The following is a 15,394-nucleotide window of genomic DNA, read 5'->3' as shown; positions in this document are numbered from 1 at the left end:
CCGGCGAGCTCGACCCGCGGCTGGACCCGGCCGCCGTGCACCTGATCGCACTGAGCGCGGCGAACGCGCTGACCGTCTACCCACAGCTGGCCCGCGGCGTGTTCGGCGTCAAGGCCATCACCCCCGAGCTGGTCGAGCACTATGCCGAACAGCTCGCGCTGCTGCTCTCCGCACGCCCCGGAAATGGGGGATGATCGAAGGCGTGACCGGAGCGTGCGGAGCGAACCACGGGGCCCGCGAGGGGACGTCGTGAGCGGCGGGACCGTGAACGTCGTCGGCATCGGCGGGTCGCTGCGTGCCGACTCGCAGTCGGAGCGCGCCCTGCGCATCGCGCTGGACGGAGCGGAGCGAGCGGGCGCGAAGACGACCCTCATCACCGGCGCCGACCTGGTCCTGCCCTTCTACGACCCGGCCGTGCCCGAGCGCAGCCCCTCCGCGTACCGGCTGGTCGAGGAAATACGCAACGCCGACGGCGTGGTCCTCGTCTCGCCCGGCTACCACGGCACGGTGTCCGGCCTGGTCAAGAACGCCCTCGACTACATCGAGGACCTCCGTGAGGACCGCAGGCCCTACCTCGACGCCCGGGCCGTCGGCTGCGTGGCCGCCGCCCGTGGCTGGCAGGCCGCCGTCAACACGCTCACGTCGCTCCGCTCGATCGTGCACGCGCTACGTGGCTGGCCGACCCCGCTCGGCGCGGCCGTGAACTCCGCGGACGTGCGGTTCGAGGCGGACGGCGCCTGCTCGGACGAGCAGGTCGCCTCGACTCTTCGCACGATCGGGGCACAGGTGGTGGAGTTCGCCACATCCCGCGTGTGACCAGGAATCTCCTTGGGTATCCGATAGTTCCCGCTGATGAACCCCCAAGGAGGTTGCAGATGACCAAGTCTCCGATTACCAGTCCCCTCGGCGACGCCGACCGCGAGACGACTGGCGCCGTCCTCCAAGCCACGCTGGTCGACCTGGTCGACCTGTCGCTGATCGCGAAGCAGGCGCACTGGAACGTCGTGGGCCAGAACTTCCGCAGCGCGCACCTCCAGCTCGACGAGCTGGTCGCCGCCGCCCGCCAGTACACCGACGACGTGGCGGAGCGCGCGAACGCCATCGGCATCTCGCCGAACGGCAAGGCGAAGACGGTCGTGGCAAGCTCCGGCGTGCCGGAGTACCCCGACAACTGGCAGACGGTCGAGTCCACCGTGGCCGCGATCGTCGACATCCTCGGCCAGATCATCCAGCGGCTGCGCAAGCGCATCGACGAGACCGACAAGTCCGACCTGGTCACCCAGGACCTGCTGATCGAGGTCGCCGCCGAGCTGGAGAAGCAGCACTGGATGTGGCAGGCCCAGACGGCCTAACGTGACGCGGTGTGACGCCGGAGGATCTCACGCACCTGCGCCGCGCCCGTGACCTCATGGACCGCGAGTACGCCAGCCCACTGAACGTGCCCGCGATGGCCCGCGCCGCGCTGATGTCGCCCTCGCACTTCGCCCGGCAGTTCCGTGCCGCCTACGGGGAGACGCCGTACGGCTACCTGATGACGCGACGCATTGAACGAGCGAAAGCGTTGTTGCGCAAGGGCGACCTCTCGGTGACCGAGGTCTGCATGGCGGTGGGGTGCACGTCCCTCGGCTCGTTCAGCGCCCGGTTCACCGAGCTGGTTGGCGAACCGCCGAGCGTGTACCGCGCCCGCACACACGACGCGGTGGCCGTCGTGCCCGGCTGCCACGCGCAGCGGATGACGAGGCCGAGCAGGTTTCGAGAAGCGCGGGCCGCGTCGCGTTCCTAGGGTTCGCGGCATGGATCTGAAGCTTTCCCACTCGTTCCTGTACGTGCACGACCAGGACGCCGCGATCGCGTTCTACCGGGACGTCGTCGGCCTGGAGGTGCGGACCGACGCGCCGATGGGCGAGAACCGCTGGGTGACCGTCTCCCCGCCGTCCCAGCCCGAGATCGAGATCGGCCTGCTCGCGATCGGGCCGCCGGTTGTTCCGGGGCCCGACCGCGAGCCGCTGAAAGCCTTGCTGGCCAAGGGATCCCTCGGCAGCCTCATCTTCTGGACCGACGACGTGGACAAGACGTTCGAGGAGCTCCGCGCCGCCGGCGCCGAGGTGCTGCAGGAGCCGATCGACCAGGGCTACGCCAAGCGCGACTGCGCGTTCCGCGACCCGTCGGGCAACATGGTGCGGTTCGCGCAGCGGCTCTAGAGACCGAGGTGCCGGCGGACGAAGTGCACCTCGATGGCCGTCTGCTTGATCGTCTCGGCCACCACCAGCGAGCCGTGCCCCGCGTCGTACCGGTACACCTCGTACGGGCTGTCCCGTTCCGCCAGGCGAGCGAGGTAGTTCTCGATCTGGCGGATCGGGCAGCGCGGGTCGTTCTCCCCGGCCACCACGAGGACGGGGGCGCTCACGCGGTCCACGTACGTGATGGGGGAGCACTCGACGTATCGGTCCCTCACCTCGTCAGGTGACCCACCGAAGAGTGCCCGGTCGAACGCCCGCAGCGGCTCCATCTCGTCCTCGTACGCGGCGAGGTAGTCCGCGACGGGCACGCCCGCGACACCGGCCGCCCACAGGCGTGGCTGGGTGCCGAGGGCGAGCAGCGACAGGTAGCCACCCCAGGACGCGCCGTTGACCACGCATTTCGCCGGGTCGGCGAGGCCCTTCTCCACGGCCCAGGCGTGCACCGCGGCGACGTCGGCCAGCTCGGTCAGCCCCGGCCGCCCCTCGATGGCGTCCCGCCACCGCGAGCCGTAACCGGAGGAGCCGCGGTAGTTGACGTGCACGACCGCGAACCCGGCGTCCAGCCACACGGCGCGATAGGCCGAGAAGCGGTCCTCGTCCTGCGAGTGCGGGCCGCCGTGCAGGGAGAAGACCGTGGGCAGCGGCCCGTCGGGCGCGCCGGCCGGCCGGGCGTACAGCGCGTGCACCTGGCCACCCTCACTGGGCACGAAGACGTCCTGCAGCTCGACCGACGGCGGCGCCTTGTGCCCGGGCGGCTCGAGCAGGACCCGCTCGGTGCCGTCGCTGTACAGGGCACGCACCACACCGGGGCGAGCCGCGTTGGACCACGAGTACTCGACGGTCTGGTCGGGGCGGACGTCGACGGAGCCGATCGTGCCGGGCGGGGTGTCGAGCTTGGTCAGCGTGCCGCTGGTGAGGTCGAAGCGGTACACGGTGTTGCGTGCCTCGTGCGTGTGCACGACGACGAGCGCGGACCCGTCCGGGTACCAGTCGGCGGCCAGCTCACCGGGCAGCTCGATGGTCAGCTCGGTCTCGGTGTCGTCACCGAGGTCCCAGACCAGCAGCTCCTCCTGGCCCCGCCGCTCGTGCCGCACGAGTAGCCGCTGGTCCCCGGCGACTGGACTGAAGTCGATGGCGTCGAGGCCCTTGCCTTCCCCGTCCCACTTCTCGGCGACGGTCCGGCCGTCCAGGGTCAGCACGCGAAGTGCGGGGTGCCGGTTGTCCCCGTGCTCGGAGTGCTCGATGGCGATGAGCGTCTCGTCCCGTGACAGCGCGGAGACACCGCCGTCGTGCTCGTCCTGGTAGATCACCTGAGCCGGCGCCCCGTCCCGCGCGACGAACACGGTCGTCCCGTCGTCGTTGGACACGCCGAGCACGGTGACCGAACGCCCGATGCCGAGCCCGGCCGGGTAACCGGGGACGCTGCCGGGCACGGCCGAGGCCGGCTCGTCGTCATGAGCGCGTCCGGCGAAGCTCTCCCGGACCCAGCTGCCGAACTCGTCGCCGTCGGAGTCCTTGAACCACCAGATGGCCTCGCCGTCCGGGCTGATGGCGCTGTTGTAGGTGCCGTTGGGCCGGTCGGTGACCTGGCGGTGGGTGTCGGTGGCCCGGTCCCACGCGTAGACCTCGAAGACACCGCTCGCGTTGGAGATGTAGATGTTGCGGTCCGGCACGTCCCGGGCCCAGTGGGGGAGGGAGACACGGGCCGCGGTGAACCGCGCCCGCCACCGCGACTCGGCATCGGCGTCGGCGAACAGGGTGTCGGGGACCTCGGCGGGCGTGTGGTTGCTCACCCCCTGATCCTGCCTCATGGCCGGTACCTACAGCACACAGAACTCGTCGCCGTCCGGATCCCGCATCTCGACGCGGTCCGGCCCAGCTCGTGCGAGACGGAGACGGTCGCTCCGGCACCGACGAGCCGCTCGACCGCGGCCCGGTCTTGACGGGTACCGACGGTCAGGCCCCGACCGCGCCATTTCGCGACCGGGGCCTGACCTGGTGTCGATCCGTCAGCACAGCACGAGCAGGCCGGTGAGCGCCGAGCAGGTTCGGCTGGCGCTGTCGTTACCACTGTGGGGATCGGGAGGTGTGCTGGTCACGCGGGAGACGGTGGTGGTGAAGCCGCCGAGCGCGAGCAACCCGGCGTCGACGGAGAACGAGGCGGAGGCATGACCACCGACGGGAACCGCCGAGAAGTCACACTGAACGGCGCGGCCAGTCGTCCGGACGCAACCATTCCCGCCGGCCCAGGAGAACCCGGCCGCGTAGTTGCCGCCGACCCGGACGTTCGAAGGCCCGCCAGGCCCAAGGTTGGTGACGGAAACCGTGTAGGTGACGCGGGACGTCAGAATCCCCCGAGGCGAGGCGTCGAGCGAAACGGCGATATCGGCGGCCGGCGGCGTGATGGTGAGCACCGGCCCGGTCGAGGCCGAGAACGAGAAGTTGTCCCCGACGAGCTGGTGCTCCAGGGTGTAACTACCGGCCGGCGCGGTGCTCTTCACCTTGAAGGTGAAGACCACTGTTCGCTGCTGACCGGGCGCGAGATCCCCGACGGGCCCCCGAAAACTGCTGCCCTGAACGAAGCAGTCCGAAGTGGTGCCGGAACAGGAGACAAGATCGAGGAGATCGACGGCGGACGCCTCGACCGTCCGAACCTGAGCCTTGGCAAAGGTCACGGTGAACGCCTGCGGATTGAAAAGCTCAACCGAGGCGGTAAACGTGTCACCGGGCGCCAACGCCGTCGCGCTGACGGCGATACTGCTCGGATCCGGCGGCGCCGCAACCGCGACCGAGGGCGCCACGGAAAACCCGAGCCCGACCCCCAAAGCAACCGAAAGCCAACGTCGAAGACCCATAAGAAACCTCCCGGCTGTCACGGACTAGGCACACCGCCAAGAAACTCGCAGAACCCCAACCCCCCGTTACACAGCGCACCAGCTATCCCCCGATCGAGCTAATACTTTGGTTGGTCGAACCACTGCCTGAGCAGTTCGCGCTACCTGCGGGGTCCTGGCTATGCCGAGTGCGACGACAACCGCCCAACTGCGAGGTCACCTGACAAGTGGGCCGGTTCTTGGTCGAGCCGTGACGTGTCCTTCTGCCGCAAGGCGCGGGCGGGACAACCGGCCACACTGCGGGTCTCATGGTGAAGTCGTGTTCGCTTTCCGCACGTTTGACCAGAAGGCTGAACCGCACCGTCTGCACCACAACTGCGGCGGTGTCTCGATCAAGCTCGTTGCCGCGCGTAACACAAGCCCGGGCCTACTTCGATTGGCCAACTGAATAGTTGATCTCCTTGATGTGAACCCAGGTTGTTCCAGGCCCGGGGCCGACTTACCAAGGTTTCCCGAAGATCGAAACCGACCGACCTGGGAAGAACGAAAAGGGAGATCAACTATGGAGGGGTTACGTTGCTGTCATGGCGTTGTGGCGGTCACGATGAGAAAGCGGGACTAGCTGTAAGGCCTTGCCATGGGGTGGGATCTCGCAACGAGGCCCCCATGGCCTTGATCTCTGCTGCGGATGGATGCAGTTGCGGGCTGCTAGTCACTCACTTAGTCACCCAAGACGCGTCAGGCCCTGTCCAGATCCACTCTGGACAGGGCCTGAAATGCGTCGGGGTGACAGGATTTGAACCTGCGACTTCTTCGTCCCGAACGAAGCGCGCTACCAAGCTGCGCCACACCCCGGTGGTACGGACAGAAGTCTATCCGACGTCCGCTCCTGCCCCGAAGCGGGCACTGTCTGTGGCACCGTCCTCCTCATTGCCGCTGGTCGCGCGGGGTACGAGGGTCAGCAGGCTCGCCTCGGGGGGGCAGGCGAAACGTACCGGTGCGTACGGTGAGGTCCCCAGGCCCGCGGACACGTGCAGCCACATGTGGGCGCCCCATCGCGAGGCCCCTCGTGCCCTGGTCCGGTCCAGTTGACAGTTCGTCACGATCGCGCCGTAGCCGGGTACTCGCAGCTGTCCGCCGTGGGTGTGGCCTGCCATCACCAGGTCGTAGCCGTCCTCCGCGAAGGCGTCCAGGACCCGTGGCTCCGGTGAGTGCGTCACGCCCAGGCGTAGGGTCGCGCTTCGGTCCGGCTTGCCTGCTATGTCCGAGTAGCGGTCTCGGCGCAGGTGGGGGTCGTCCACGCCGGCCACGGCTATCGTCTGGCCGTCCACCGTCAGTAGGCGGCGTACATGGGTCAGGTCGTGCCAGCCTCGTTCCACCATGGCCGCGCGCAGGTCGCGCCACGGCAGTGGAATGCCGTGGATCCGCTTGTAGGTCTTCGTCAGGTAGCGCACCGGGTTCTTCGGCCTCGGCGCGTAGTAGTCGTTGCTGCCGAAGACGAACACGCCCGGCACGTCCAGCAGCGGGCCCAGTGCGCGGATGACCGCCGGTACCGCGTTCTGGTGTGCCAGGTTGTCGCCGGTGTTCACCACGAAGTCCGGGTTCAGCTCGGCCAGCTCGGACACCCAGCGCTGCTTCGACTTCTGGTTGGGGGTCATGTGCAGGTCGGAGATATGCAGGACGCGCAGCGGCCGGGCGCCTTCCGCCAACACCGGCAGGGTCGCCTGCCGCAGCGTCCAGTGCCTGCGTTCGATGCCGGCCGCGTACGCCAGGGTGGCAGTACCCACCGCCGTCGCGCCCAGTGCCGTGCGTCCGATGTTCCGCGCCAAGTTTCCCACCTATCCGAGGGTAGATGGCCGGCCCGGCGCACCGGAAACCGCCGTGAACCCGAGCGCGCTGACCAGTAGTCTTCGCTTCCATGGCTGACCTCAAGGCACGGTTGCAGTCCGATCTCGCCGCGGCGATCAAGGCCCGGGAGACGACTCGCATGGCCGCACTGCGCATGGCCCTCGCGGCGATCACCACCGAGGAGGTGGCCGGTGACGAGGCCCGTGAGCTGTCGGACGCCGAGGTGGAGAAGGTCCTCACCCGCGAGGTGAAGAAGCGTCGCGAGGCCGCTGAGGCGTTCGCGGGGGCCGGCCGGACGGAGTCCGCTCAGGCCGAGCGGGACGAGGGCGCGGTGCTCACCGGCTACCTCCCCGAACAACTGGACGACGACGAGCTCGCCAGGCTCGTCACCGAGGCCGTCGCGGAGGTCACCGAGCAGCTCGGCGCGGCGCCCGGCCAGCGTCAGATGGGCCAGGTCATGAAGGCCGCCAACGCCAGGATCGCCGGCCGTGCGGAAGGTGGCCGGGTCGCGGCCGTCGTGCGGTCGCACCTGCAGAACTGAAAGAGGCCCGGGCGCGAAGCCCGGGCCTCTCCAACGTCAGCCGCCTCCTCTGCCGCCCCCGCCACCACCTGGTCCGGGGCCGCCGGGCCCGTTACCAGGCCCGTTGCCGGGGGGAGGTGTGCCGCTGCCCGGCGGAGGCGCCTGGGTCTCCGGCGGCGGCACGTAACCGGTGCTCACGTAGATCGTCACCGTCTCCCCTGACAGGGCCGAGCCGCGCGGGGACTGGTTGACGACCTGACCCTTGGGCTCGGCCCGGTTCACCTGCTTGACCGCCACCGGGTAGCCCGCGTTCTGCAGCGTCGACGTGGCGTCGGCCTGTGTCCTGCCGACCACGTCGGGCACCTGGGTGCCCGGGCCGCCGTTGAGGTACTTCGGGTCGGCCGGCGGCAGGCCCATCACCGGCTGGCCCTCGAGGATCCGGTTCATCGCCTCGTACCACGTCCGGGCCGGCGCGCGGCCGCCGAAGATGGACCCGCTGCCACACAGCCTGGGCGGCACGCCGGACGCGGTCCCGTCGCAGATGGGCCGGGGCTTCGCACTGTCGTTGAAGACCATCGTCGAGCCGGCCAGCTGCGGGGTCGCGCCGACGAACGCGGCCGACTTGTACTCCTGCGTCGTGCCGGTCTTGCCGGCCAGGGGGCGCGTCCAGCCGAACGTGCGTGCCGCGCCCGCCGAGGTGCCGCTGCCCTGGTCGTCCTTGCTCATGCCCTGCACCAGCGAGTTCGCGAGCGGCTCCTCGACGACCTGCTCGCACGGCTCCTCGAACTTGGTGAGGTCGAGCTTCTTGCCGTTGCGGTCCAGCACCTCGACCAGCGGCGTCGGCGGGCACCACTTGCCGCCGCTCATGAGGGTCGCGGACACGTTCGCCATCTCCAGCGGGCTCACCGGCGCCGGGCTCAGCGTGAACGACGCGTTGCCGGGGTAGTTGGCCTTGGGGCCGAAGAACTGCGTCTGGGACTGGTTGACGTTCTCGTTCTGCGAGCTCGGGTTCGGGGTCTGGCCGCTCATGTTGGTGGCCATGGTCTCGCGCAGGCCCAGCCGGTTGGCCATGTTGACCACCGCGTCCATGCCGACCCGCTCCTCCAGCTTCACGAAGCCGGTGTTCGGCGAGGTGGCGAGCGCCTGCTGCAGCGTCATGTGGTCCGGGTAGCCGGTGCTGGCGTTCGACAGGCAGTACATGCGGGTGTCGCCGTCGTTGGCCGCCGGCGAGCGTGGGCACTTCTTGCCGCCACCGGTGAACTTGGTCGACGTGAACGAGGACGGCGTCTCGATCACGTTGTTGATGCCGCCGCCCTTCTCCAGGAACGCCGCCGAAGTGAAGATCTTGTACGTCGACCCGGCGCCGAACTTGTTCATCACGCCGTACGGGTAGGCGATCGTGGTCTGGCCCGCGTTGCCGTCGAGGCCGTAGTCGCGGTTGGCGACCAGCGCGACGACCTCGTGTCGTTCCTTGCCGGGCCGCACGATCGCCATCGTGTTGGCGATGCCCACGGTGGTCTTCGGCACCTGGTGCTCGACGGCCTCCTTCGCGATCTGCGTGGCGCGGGCGTCGTACGTGGTCTTGATCGTGTACCCACCGGAGTACAGCTGGTCCATCGAGAACATCCCGATCTTCATCAGGTAGTCCTCGACGTACTGGCAGAAGAACCCGCCCTGCGGGCCCGCGCCGACGCAGTTGGCCGGCGGCCGGTCCGGGCCGTCGGGCAGGACGCCGAGCGGTTCCTTCTTGGCCTCCGCCGCGTCCGCCTTCGACAGCCGGTTCGTCGTGACCATCGTGTCGAGCACCCGGTTGCGCCGCTTGAGCGTCTCCTCGGGGCGCTTCCACGGGTTGTACAGGCTCGGGTTGTTGACCATGCCCGCGAGCAGCGCGGCCTGCGTGACGGACAGCTTGTCCGGCGTGGTGTGGAAATAGGCCTGCGCGGCCGCGCCGACGCCGAAGATCCGGTCGCTGAACTCGACGACGTTGAGGTATCCGGTGAGGATCTCCTCCTTGGACATCTTCTGCTCGATCTGGATGGCCAGCCGCGCCTCGCGCAGCTTTCGGGTGACCGTCTGCTCCTGCGCCCGCTGCCGCCCGATCTCCATGTCCGGGTCCTCGTCGACGCCGACCTTGTCCCGGTAGACGACGTTGATGAGGTAGTTCTTGACGTACTGCTGCGTGAGCGTCGACGCGCCCTGTGTGTCGCCGGATGACGAGTTGCTGATCAGCGCCCGGACGGTGCCTTTCCAGTCCACGCCATGGTGCTCGTAGAAACGCCGGTCCTCGATGGAGATCAGCGCGCCCTTCATGGCCGGCGAGATCTGCCTGGACGTCACCGGCACGCGGTACTGCGCGTACAGGAACGCGATGGTGTTGCCCTGGGAGTCGGTGATTCTGGTGACCAACGGAGGGTCGGTCGTGACCAGGTCGGCGGAGACACTGTCGATAGTGTCGCTCGCCTGGTTGGAGGCAACCCCCAGCGCCCCGAACACCGGGAACAGCATCCCGGCCACGAGTACCCCCGCCAGGAGGCAGAGGCCGAACATCTTCAGCAGACCGTCTCCGACTCGCACGGGAGTCAGCGTACGCGGGCCGTTGTTTGGCCGTTGCTTACCCAATTGTGGTAACCCCTTCAAGCACCCAGGAGGGTGGAGCTCCTCCGGTGTTGAAGACGCACCGCACATGGGTCGCGTTGGCCAATTCGTCTGGTTGAGTTCTATTGACTTTGTGTAACGGGTGTGCCCCCGGTCATTCTGCATGGAACCGAGGGGCCCTAGAGTCCGTCAACGTCTCTGAAGACACAGCCGAACCGGGCGACCGCACAAGCGGCCGGCCGTCGGCGCCCCGGGACCTAAGGGGGGAACCGGGGTCAACGGTGTCGTGACGACACGTAGGGGCGGGGGTTATGCAGATAGAACCGTCGGACTGGCGAGTCAACGCTGCCTGCCGTGACGAGGATCCGGACGGGCTCTTCGTACGTGGCAAGGAGCAGCGCAAGGCCAAGCTGGTGTGCATCGCGTGCCCGGTGCGCACAGAATGCCTGGCAGAGGCCCTGGACGGGCGTATCGAGTTCGGTGTCTGGGGCGGCATGACGGAGCGTGAGCGCCGTGCACTGCTCCGTCGCCGTCCGGACGTCGAGTCCTGGCAGGAGGTGCTGACCGAGGCCAAGCGTCAGCACCTCGACGAGGACGTTCGCGTCGGCTGATGCCCCGAGGGGACCTCAGGTCCTCAGGGGGTGCCGGCCAACCGCTCGCCGATCGTGCGCAGACCGGTCAGGTCGTGCACGTCGGAGGGCATGGCCGGCACGCTGACCGCCGGCACGTTCGGGTGCGCCTTGGTGAACCGGGCAAGCAACCGGCGTTCGCGTTCGTGTACGGCCACCCGGTCCGCGTGCAGGCGCAGGACCGCGGTGGCCAGTGGGGCGTCCCCGCGCGCCTCCAGACCGTCGGCCGCGGCGGTCGCCTTCGCGGCCGGCAGCGCGGCGAGCACCGGGTGCGTCCGGTTGACGACGAGCCCGGCCAGCGGCATGGACTCGGACTCCAGCCGTTCCACGAAGTAGCTGGCCTCACGCAGCGCGTCCGGCTCCGGCGAGGCCACCACCACGAACGACGTGCCGGACGACCGCAGCAGCTCGTAGGTCTTGTGGGCCCGCTGCTTGAACCCGCCGAACATCGAGTCGAAGGCCTGCACGAACGCCGACGCGTCGGCCAGCAGCTGGCCGCCCACGATCGTGGACACGGCCTTCGCGAACAGCATGATCCCGGCGCCGACGACCTTCCGGACACCCCAGCCGCCACCGCGCGCGGGTGCGGACAGCAGCCGGATCATGCGGCCGTCCAGCGCGGTCGACATCCGCTGCGGCGCGTCCAGGAAGTCCAGCGCGGACCGGCTGGGCGGGGTGTCGACGATGATCAGGTCCCAGGTCCCCTCGCTCGCGAGCTGGCCCAGCTTCTCCATCGCCATGTACTCCTGCGTGCCGGAGAACGACGTGGAGATCGTCTTGTAGAACGGGTTGGCGAGCACCTCCTGCGCCCGCTTCTCACCCGCGTGCGCCAGCACCATGTCGTCGAACGTGCGGCGCATGTCCAGCATCATCGCGGAGAGCTTGCCGGCCGGCTCGAACCCGTCGACCTCGACCTCCCTCGGAGTGTTGCCCAGCTCGCGGAGCCCGAGGGCCTGCGCGAGCCGGCGTGCCGGGTCGATGGTCAGCACCACGGTCTTGCGACCGCGCTCGGCCGCCCGCACGGCCATGGCGGCGGCCGTCGTCGTCTTGCCGACGCCGCCCGAGCCGCAGCACATGACCACGTGGATGTCGGGGTTGTCGATCAGGCTGTCGATCGTGAGCTGCCCTGTCATCGCACCCCCTGCTCGACCATGACCTCGGCCAGCTCGTAGAGCGCCGTGGTGTCCACCCCCAGGGTGAGCTCGGGCAGCTCGACGGCCGGCAGGTCGATCCCGGCCAGCTGCTCGCGAGCCCGCTGCTCGGCGAGCTGGCGGACGGCGTGCTCGACGGTCTCCTCGACCAGCCCGTCCAGGTCGGCCGCGGACAGGTCCAGCCCGGCGGCCTCGAGCCCGCCGCGCACCCGGGACGCGTCGACGCGGCCACCCGCGGCCGGCGTCACGGACCGGGCCGGCAGCCGCGGCGGGCGGACCCGGTTGAGGATCACCGCGCCGGGTCGCAGGTCGGCGGCGTCCAGCTCCTCGACGGCGTCGATCGTCTCCCGCACCGGCATCTCCTCCAGGAGCGTGACCAGGTGCACCGCCGTGTCGCCGGAGTGCAGCAGCCGCACCACGCCGTCGCTCTGGCCCTTGATCGGGCCGACCTTGGCCAGCTCGGCCATGGCCTTGGTGACGTCGAGGAACTTCACGATCCGGCCGGTCGGTGGGGCGTCCAGGACGACCGCGTCGTAGCGGTGCCGGCCACTGGAGTCGGTGCGGCCGACGGTCTCCTTGACCTTGCCGGTGAGCAGCACGTCCCGCAGGCCCGGCGCGAGCGTGGTCGCGAACTCGATGGCGCCCATCCGCCGCAGCGTCCGGCCGGCGAAGCCCAGGTTGTAGAACATCGTGAAGTACTCGAGCAGCGCCGCCTCGGCGTCCACGTGCAGCGCACGGACCTCGCCGCCCCCGGGCGCCGCCGCGATCCGGCGCTCCTCGTAGGGCAGCGGGTGGGTGTCGAAGAGCTGGGCGATGCCCTGGCGGCCCTCGACCTCGACGAGCAGCACGCGCCGGCCGTTCGTGGCCAGGGCGAGCGCCAGCGCGGCCGCCACGGTGGTCTTCCCGGTCCCGCCCTTGCCGGTGACCACGTGAAGACGCGCGCGGGCGACCTGCTCGGTCCAGCCGACGACAGGAGTGCTCGCGCCGCTCACGACGTTGCCCCGCAGGCTCGGTGACGTCGTTCGTCGGCGCCGCGTCGATGGTTCGCTCCGCAAGCTCCGCTCACGAATTCAGAGTATGTGGAGCAATCCACCGCGCGCTCATGGAGAGGGCTAACTAGCGAGCATCATCACTGTCACGGTGGCGCCGACCAGGACCACGATGCTCCACACGACCACCACCGGCAGCACCAGCAGCACGAGCAGGACCAGGATCGCGACGATCACGAACGAGACCGCGCCGGCGATCGCCGCGTCGGCTGCCCGGCCGTGCCGCTCGCGTGCCTTGGCCATGACGAGCAGCATGAGCACGATCCCGCTCACGGCCAGCAGCGCGCCGGCCAACAGCCGCCATCCCTCCACGCGCACACACGGTACCGGGATAGAGTCGCGGACCATGACCAAGTGGGAGTACGCCACGGTGCCGCTGCTGATCCACGCGACCAAGCAGATCCTCGACCAGTGGGGCGAGGACGGCTGGGAGCTGGTGACGGTGCTGCCGGGACCGACTGGCGAGCAGATGGTGGCCTACCTGAAGCGGCCGCGATGAGCTGGACGTCGCGCCTGGCCGAGCTGGGTGTCGAGCTGCCGAAGGTGCCCGCGCCCGCCGGTGCCTACGTCCCGGCCGTGCGGTCCGGCTCGCTGGTGTTCACCGCGGGCCAGGTGCCGTTCGTGGACGGGAAGGTCGCCGCGACCGGCAAGGTCGGCCGGGAGATCAGCCCGGAGGAGGCCAAGGGCCACGCCCGCACGTGCGCGCTGAACGCGCTCGCGGCCGTGGACGCCCTGGTCGGCATCGACCGGGTCACGCGGGTGGTCAAGGTCGTGGGGTTCGTCGCGTCCGCGGAGGGCTTCACCGGGCAGCCCGGTGTGGTCAACGGCGCGTCCGAGCTGCTCGGCGAGGTGTTCGGGGACGCGGGCCAGCACGCCCGCTCGGCCGTCGGGGTGGCGGAGCTGCCGCTCGGCGTGCCGGTCGAGGTCGAGTTGATCGTGGAGGTCGGGGAATGAGCGGAACTCGCGGAACGCGGGAGGCGGCGGCATGACCGATCTGGACGACCGCACCGACGCATGCCATGAGCTGTTGCTGCGGCTGGCCGGGCGGCTGCCCGACCGGCAGCTGTGGCGGCTGCGGGACTGGCTCGCCGGCGAGGCGCTGGACGCGCTCGCACGCGCGCTGCCGCTGACATTGCTCAGAGAACGTGTCGCGATCACGGCGCGTGAATCGATGCTGCTCAACGCGGCATTGCTCGATGCCGGTGCCGACGCCGGGCGACTACATGCGGTGCCGTGGGTGGACCAAATCGACGAAGTCGACTACACATTCACCTCGGAGTCGCCCGAAAGGGTGAACCTAGGTGACTCCGAAGCAGTAGTGCTCGGAGCGGTCCTGCACGGTCGATCCGAGTTGGTCGACGTGCGTGGGAGTTGGCGACGACACCGATCCGGGCTGGGACCCACCACCAGGATCGTGCTCGTCACGGCATCGACGGGCTGCGCTCGGTTGACCGGGGAGCTGCAGCGCGTGCTGCGTGCTCTTGGGACGCACGAACCAGGCGTCGAGGTCATGCCGGAGGGCATCGAGCTCCCGCCGTATCACCGTGCGGCACTGGCGGCTTCCGAGTCGCTGCTGCCCGGGGTGATCGTGCACCAGGGGTAAGACAAGCTCTCCAGCACAAGCCGTCGATGTCGACGAGAAGCTGGGAAGGAGCCGACCGTGACACAGGTCGCGCGGGGGGTAGGACCGGGTGCCGTGAGCCGGCCAGGCTTGGTGCTTCCGGTTCGAATACATGACTTGTTGCTGTCCTTGGCAGGACGGCTGGACGACGACGCCCTGGCGGACGCCCGCCAGATGCTCGCGTCCGCCGAGCTGGACCGGTCGCTGGAGTTCCTCGCCGGCTGCCTGGTCGCCGGTCGGGTGGTGCTGAGCCACGAGCAGCACGGCGAGTTGGCGTCGCTGTTCACCGACATGTACCTGGACCAGGACCTGATCGACCGGCTCATGGTCACCGACCGGGTGGTCGCTGGCCGGCACCGGTTCGCGTTCGGCGCCGTCGAGGGCCTCGACCCGGAGCGGGGTGTCGCCGACGCGGTGCGCCCGGTGCTCGGCGTACTGCCGGACATCCGGTCCATGTGGTGCGTGTGGCGGCTCACACCCGCCGGACCGGCCTCCGGGCCGGTGCCGCACCGGATGGTGCTGGTGGGCATCGGACCGGGCGGGTTCGCGCCGGCCACCGCCTACCGCGTGGAGGACGCGCTGCGCCGCGCCGGCATCCGCGCCTCGGTCGAGGTGCTGATGGACGGCGTCGAGCCCGGCGAGTACCACCGGGAGGCGATGCGGAACGCGCGACAGATCCCTTTTGACGGTCCCGGCTTCAACCGCCCGCAGGTGGAGCCGGCGTACGTAGCGGCCCGAATCGCACCGGCCAGGCCCTCGGCCCCGCCGCCTCCCGCCGAGCCGCCGCGGCTCGAGCCGGCGCGGGTGTCCGTGGTGGCGCCCGAGCCGCCCCGCGTCCAGCTGCCGGAACCGCCCCGTGCCGAACTGCCCGAACCGCCTCGTGCCGAGCCGCCTCGCGTGCAGCCGG

17 protein-coding genes, 1 tRNA gene and 1 pseudogene are annotated in these 15,394 nt (G+C 69.6%); 11 read left to right on the top strand and 8 right to left on the bottom strand.

What is annotated here, in order from left to right:
- The 5 genes and pseudogenes from VET29_RS38815 to VET29_RS38795 form a co-directional block, all read left to right on the top strand.
- Positions 1–194, top strand: a pseudogene (locus VET29_RS38815) (hypothetical protein); the annotation flags it as partial.
- 55 nt (positions 195–249) lie between these two features.
- Positions 250–816 (top strand): NAD(P)H-dependent oxidoreductase, encoded by a 567-nt coding sequence (locus tag VET29_RS38810; RefSeq protein ID WP_324930614.1) that lies wholly within the window; start codon positions 250–252, stop codon positions 814–816.
- A gap of 59 nt (positions 817–875) precedes the next feature.
- The gene (locus VET29_RS38805) at positions 876–1,352 is read left to right on the top strand and encodes a DNA starvation/stationary phase protection protein (protein ID WP_324930611.1); all 477 of its coding nucleotides are present in this window, start codon (positions 876–878) and stop codon (positions 1,350–1,352) included.
- An 11-nt stretch (positions 1,353–1,363) separates the two neighbouring features.
- Complete coding sequence (locus VET29_RS38800; RefSeq protein WP_324930608.1) at positions 1,364–1,783, top strand: helix-turn-helix transcriptional regulator; 420 nt, start codon at positions 1,364–1,366, stop codon at positions 1,781–1,783.
- A gap of 10 nt (positions 1,784–1,793) precedes the next feature.
- On the top strand, positions 1,794–2,201 hold the full coding sequence (locus VET29_RS38795) for a VOC family protein (RefSeq protein ID WP_324930605.1): 408 nt from the start codon (positions 1,794–1,796) through the stop codon (positions 2,199–2,201).
- Here the strand turns inward: VET29_RS38795 and VET29_RS38790 are convergent.
- From VET29_RS38790 to VET29_RS38775, 4 genes are all read right to left on the bottom strand, one after another.
- Positions 2,198–4,051, bottom strand: a complete 1,854-nt coding sequence (locus VET29_RS38790; protein ID WP_324930602.1) for a S9 family peptidase — start codon at positions 4,049–4,051, stop codon at positions 2,198–2,200. The two genes, VET29_RS38795 and VET29_RS38790, sit on opposite strands and share 4 nt — an antisense overlap.
- A 198-nt stretch (positions 4,052–4,249) precedes the next feature.
- Positions 4,250–5,041, bottom strand: coding sequence for a hypothetical protein (locus VET29_RS38785; RefSeq protein WP_324930599.1), 792 nt, complete (start codon positions 5,039–5,041; stop codon positions 4,250–4,252).
- An 814-nt stretch (positions 5,042–5,855) separates the two neighbouring features.
- A tRNA-Pro gene (locus VET29_RS38780) sits at positions 5,856–5,929 on the bottom strand.
- 17 nt (positions 5,930–5,946) lie between these two features.
- Entirely contained in the window at positions 5,947–6,912 is a 966-nt protein-coding gene (locus tag VET29_RS38775; protein WP_324930595.1) for a metallophosphoesterase, read from the bottom strand.
- Positions 6,913–6,992: 80 nt separating this feature from the next.
- On the opposite strand from VET29_RS38775, the gene VET29_RS38770 reads away from it, so the two are divergent.
- Positions 6,993–7,463 (top strand): GatB/YqeY domain-containing protein, encoded by a 471-nt coding sequence (locus VET29_RS38770; RefSeq protein ID WP_324930592.1) that lies wholly within the window; start codon positions 6,993–6,995, stop codon positions 7,461–7,463.
- 36 nt (positions 7,464–7,499) lie between these two features.
- Here the strand turns inward: VET29_RS38770 and VET29_RS38765 are convergent, their stop codons facing one another.
- Positions 7,500–10,016 carry a transglycosylase domain-containing protein gene (locus tag VET29_RS38765; protein ID WP_324930589.1) on the bottom strand — a complete coding sequence of 839 codons (2,517 nt, stop codon included), beginning with the start codon at positions 10,014–10,016 and terminating at the stop codon, positions 7,500–7,502.
- 332 nt (positions 10,017–10,348) lie between these two features.
- Here VET29_RS38765 and VET29_RS38760 point away from each other — a divergent pair, with 332 nt between their 5' ends.
- Positions 10,349–10,648, top strand: a complete 300-nt coding sequence (locus tag VET29_RS38760; protein WP_324930585.1) for a WhiB family transcriptional regulator — start codon at positions 10,349–10,351, stop codon at positions 10,646–10,648.
- A gap of 23 nt (positions 10,649–10,671) precedes the next feature.
- Here the strand turns inward: VET29_RS38760 and VET29_RS38755 are convergent, their stop codons facing one another.
- The 3 genes from VET29_RS38755 to VET29_RS38745 form a co-directional block, all read right to left on the bottom strand.
- The gene (locus VET29_RS38755; protein ID WP_324930582.1) at positions 10,672–11,799 is read right to left on the bottom strand and encodes an ArsA family ATPase; all 1,128 of its coding nucleotides are present in this window, start codon (positions 11,797–11,799) and stop codon (positions 10,672–10,674) included.
- Positions 11,796–12,809, bottom strand: coding sequence for an ArsA-related P-loop ATPase (locus VET29_RS38750; RefSeq protein WP_324930578.1), 1,014 nt, complete (start codon positions 12,807–12,809; stop codon positions 11,796–11,798). The genes VET29_RS38755 and VET29_RS38750 overlap by 4 nt, the downstream gene beginning before the upstream one ends.
- A 120-nt stretch (positions 12,810–12,929) precedes the next feature.
- Entirely contained in the window at positions 12,930–13,178 is a 249-nt protein-coding gene (locus tag VET29_RS38745; protein ID WP_324930576.1) for a hypothetical protein, read from the bottom strand.
- Between the two features lie 34 nt (positions 13,179–13,212).
- Here VET29_RS38745 and VET29_RS38740 point away from each other — a divergent pair, with 34 nt between their 5' ends.
- The 4 genes from VET29_RS38740 to VET29_RS38725 form a co-directional block, all read left to right on the top strand.
- Positions 13,213–13,365 carry a hypothetical protein gene (locus VET29_RS38740; RefSeq protein WP_324930574.1) on the top strand — a complete coding sequence of 51 codons (153 nt, stop codon included), beginning with the start codon at positions 13,213–13,215 and terminating at the stop codon, positions 13,363–13,365.
- Entirely contained in the window at positions 13,362–13,820 is a 459-nt protein-coding gene (locus VET29_RS38735) for a RidA family protein (RefSeq protein WP_324930571.1), read from the top strand. Before VET29_RS38740 ends, VET29_RS38735 begins: the two co-directional genes overlap by 4 nt.
- A gap of 31 nt (positions 13,821–13,851) precedes the next feature.
- Positions 13,852–14,469, top strand: coding sequence for a hypothetical protein (locus tag VET29_RS38730; protein ID WP_324930568.1), 618 nt, complete (start codon positions 13,852–13,854; stop codon positions 14,467–14,469).
- A gap of 135 nt (positions 14,470–14,604) precedes the next feature.
- A partial coding sequence (locus VET29_RS38725; RefSeq protein WP_324930565.1) for a hypothetical protein occupies positions 14,605–15,394 on the top strand: 790 nt, incomplete at its 3' end.

Source organism: Actinophytocola sp. (assembly GCF_035634895.1).
Classification (GTDB): Bacteria; Actinomycetota; Actinomycetes; order Mycobacteriales; family Pseudonocardiaceae; genus Actinophytocola.
Note: the sequence above shows the minus strand (reverse complement) of the source record. Positions and strands in the feature narration are given on the sequence as shown.

Coding starts and splice junctions, on each gene's coding strand:
- VET29_RS38805 (WP_324930611.1), top strand. CDS start 876: ATGACCAAGTCTCCGATTACCAGTCCCCTCGGCGACGCCGACCGCGAG.
- VET29_RS38795 (WP_324930605.1), top strand. CDS start 1,794: ATGGATCTGAAGCTTTCCCACTCGTTCCTGTACGTGCACGACCAGGAC.
- VET29_RS38790 (WP_324930602.1), bottom strand. CDS start 4,051: ATGAGGCAGGATCAGGGGGTGAGCAACCACACGCCCGCCGAGGTCCCC.
- VET29_RS38770 (WP_324930592.1), top strand. CDS start 6,993: ATGGCTGACCTCAAGGCACGGTTGCAGTCCGATCTCGCCGCGGCGATC.
- VET29_RS38760 (WP_324930585.1), top strand. CDS start 10,349: ATGCAGATAGAACCGTCGGACTGGCGAGTCAACGCTGCCTGCCGTGAC.
- VET29_RS38755 (WP_324930582.1), bottom strand. CDS start 11,799: ATGACAGGGCAGCTCACGATCGACAGCCTGATCGACAACCCCGACATC.
- VET29_RS38740 (WP_324930574.1), top strand. CDS start 13,213: ATGACCAAGTGGGAGTACGCCACGGTGCCGCTGCTGATCCACGCGACC.
- VET29_RS38735 (WP_324930571.1), top strand. CDS start 13,362: ATGAGCTGGACGTCGCGCCTGGCCGAGCTGGGTGTCGAGCTGCCGAAG.
- VET29_RS38730 (WP_324930568.1), top strand. CDS start 13,852: ATGACCGATCTGGACGACCGCACCGACGCATGCCATGAGCTGTTGCTG.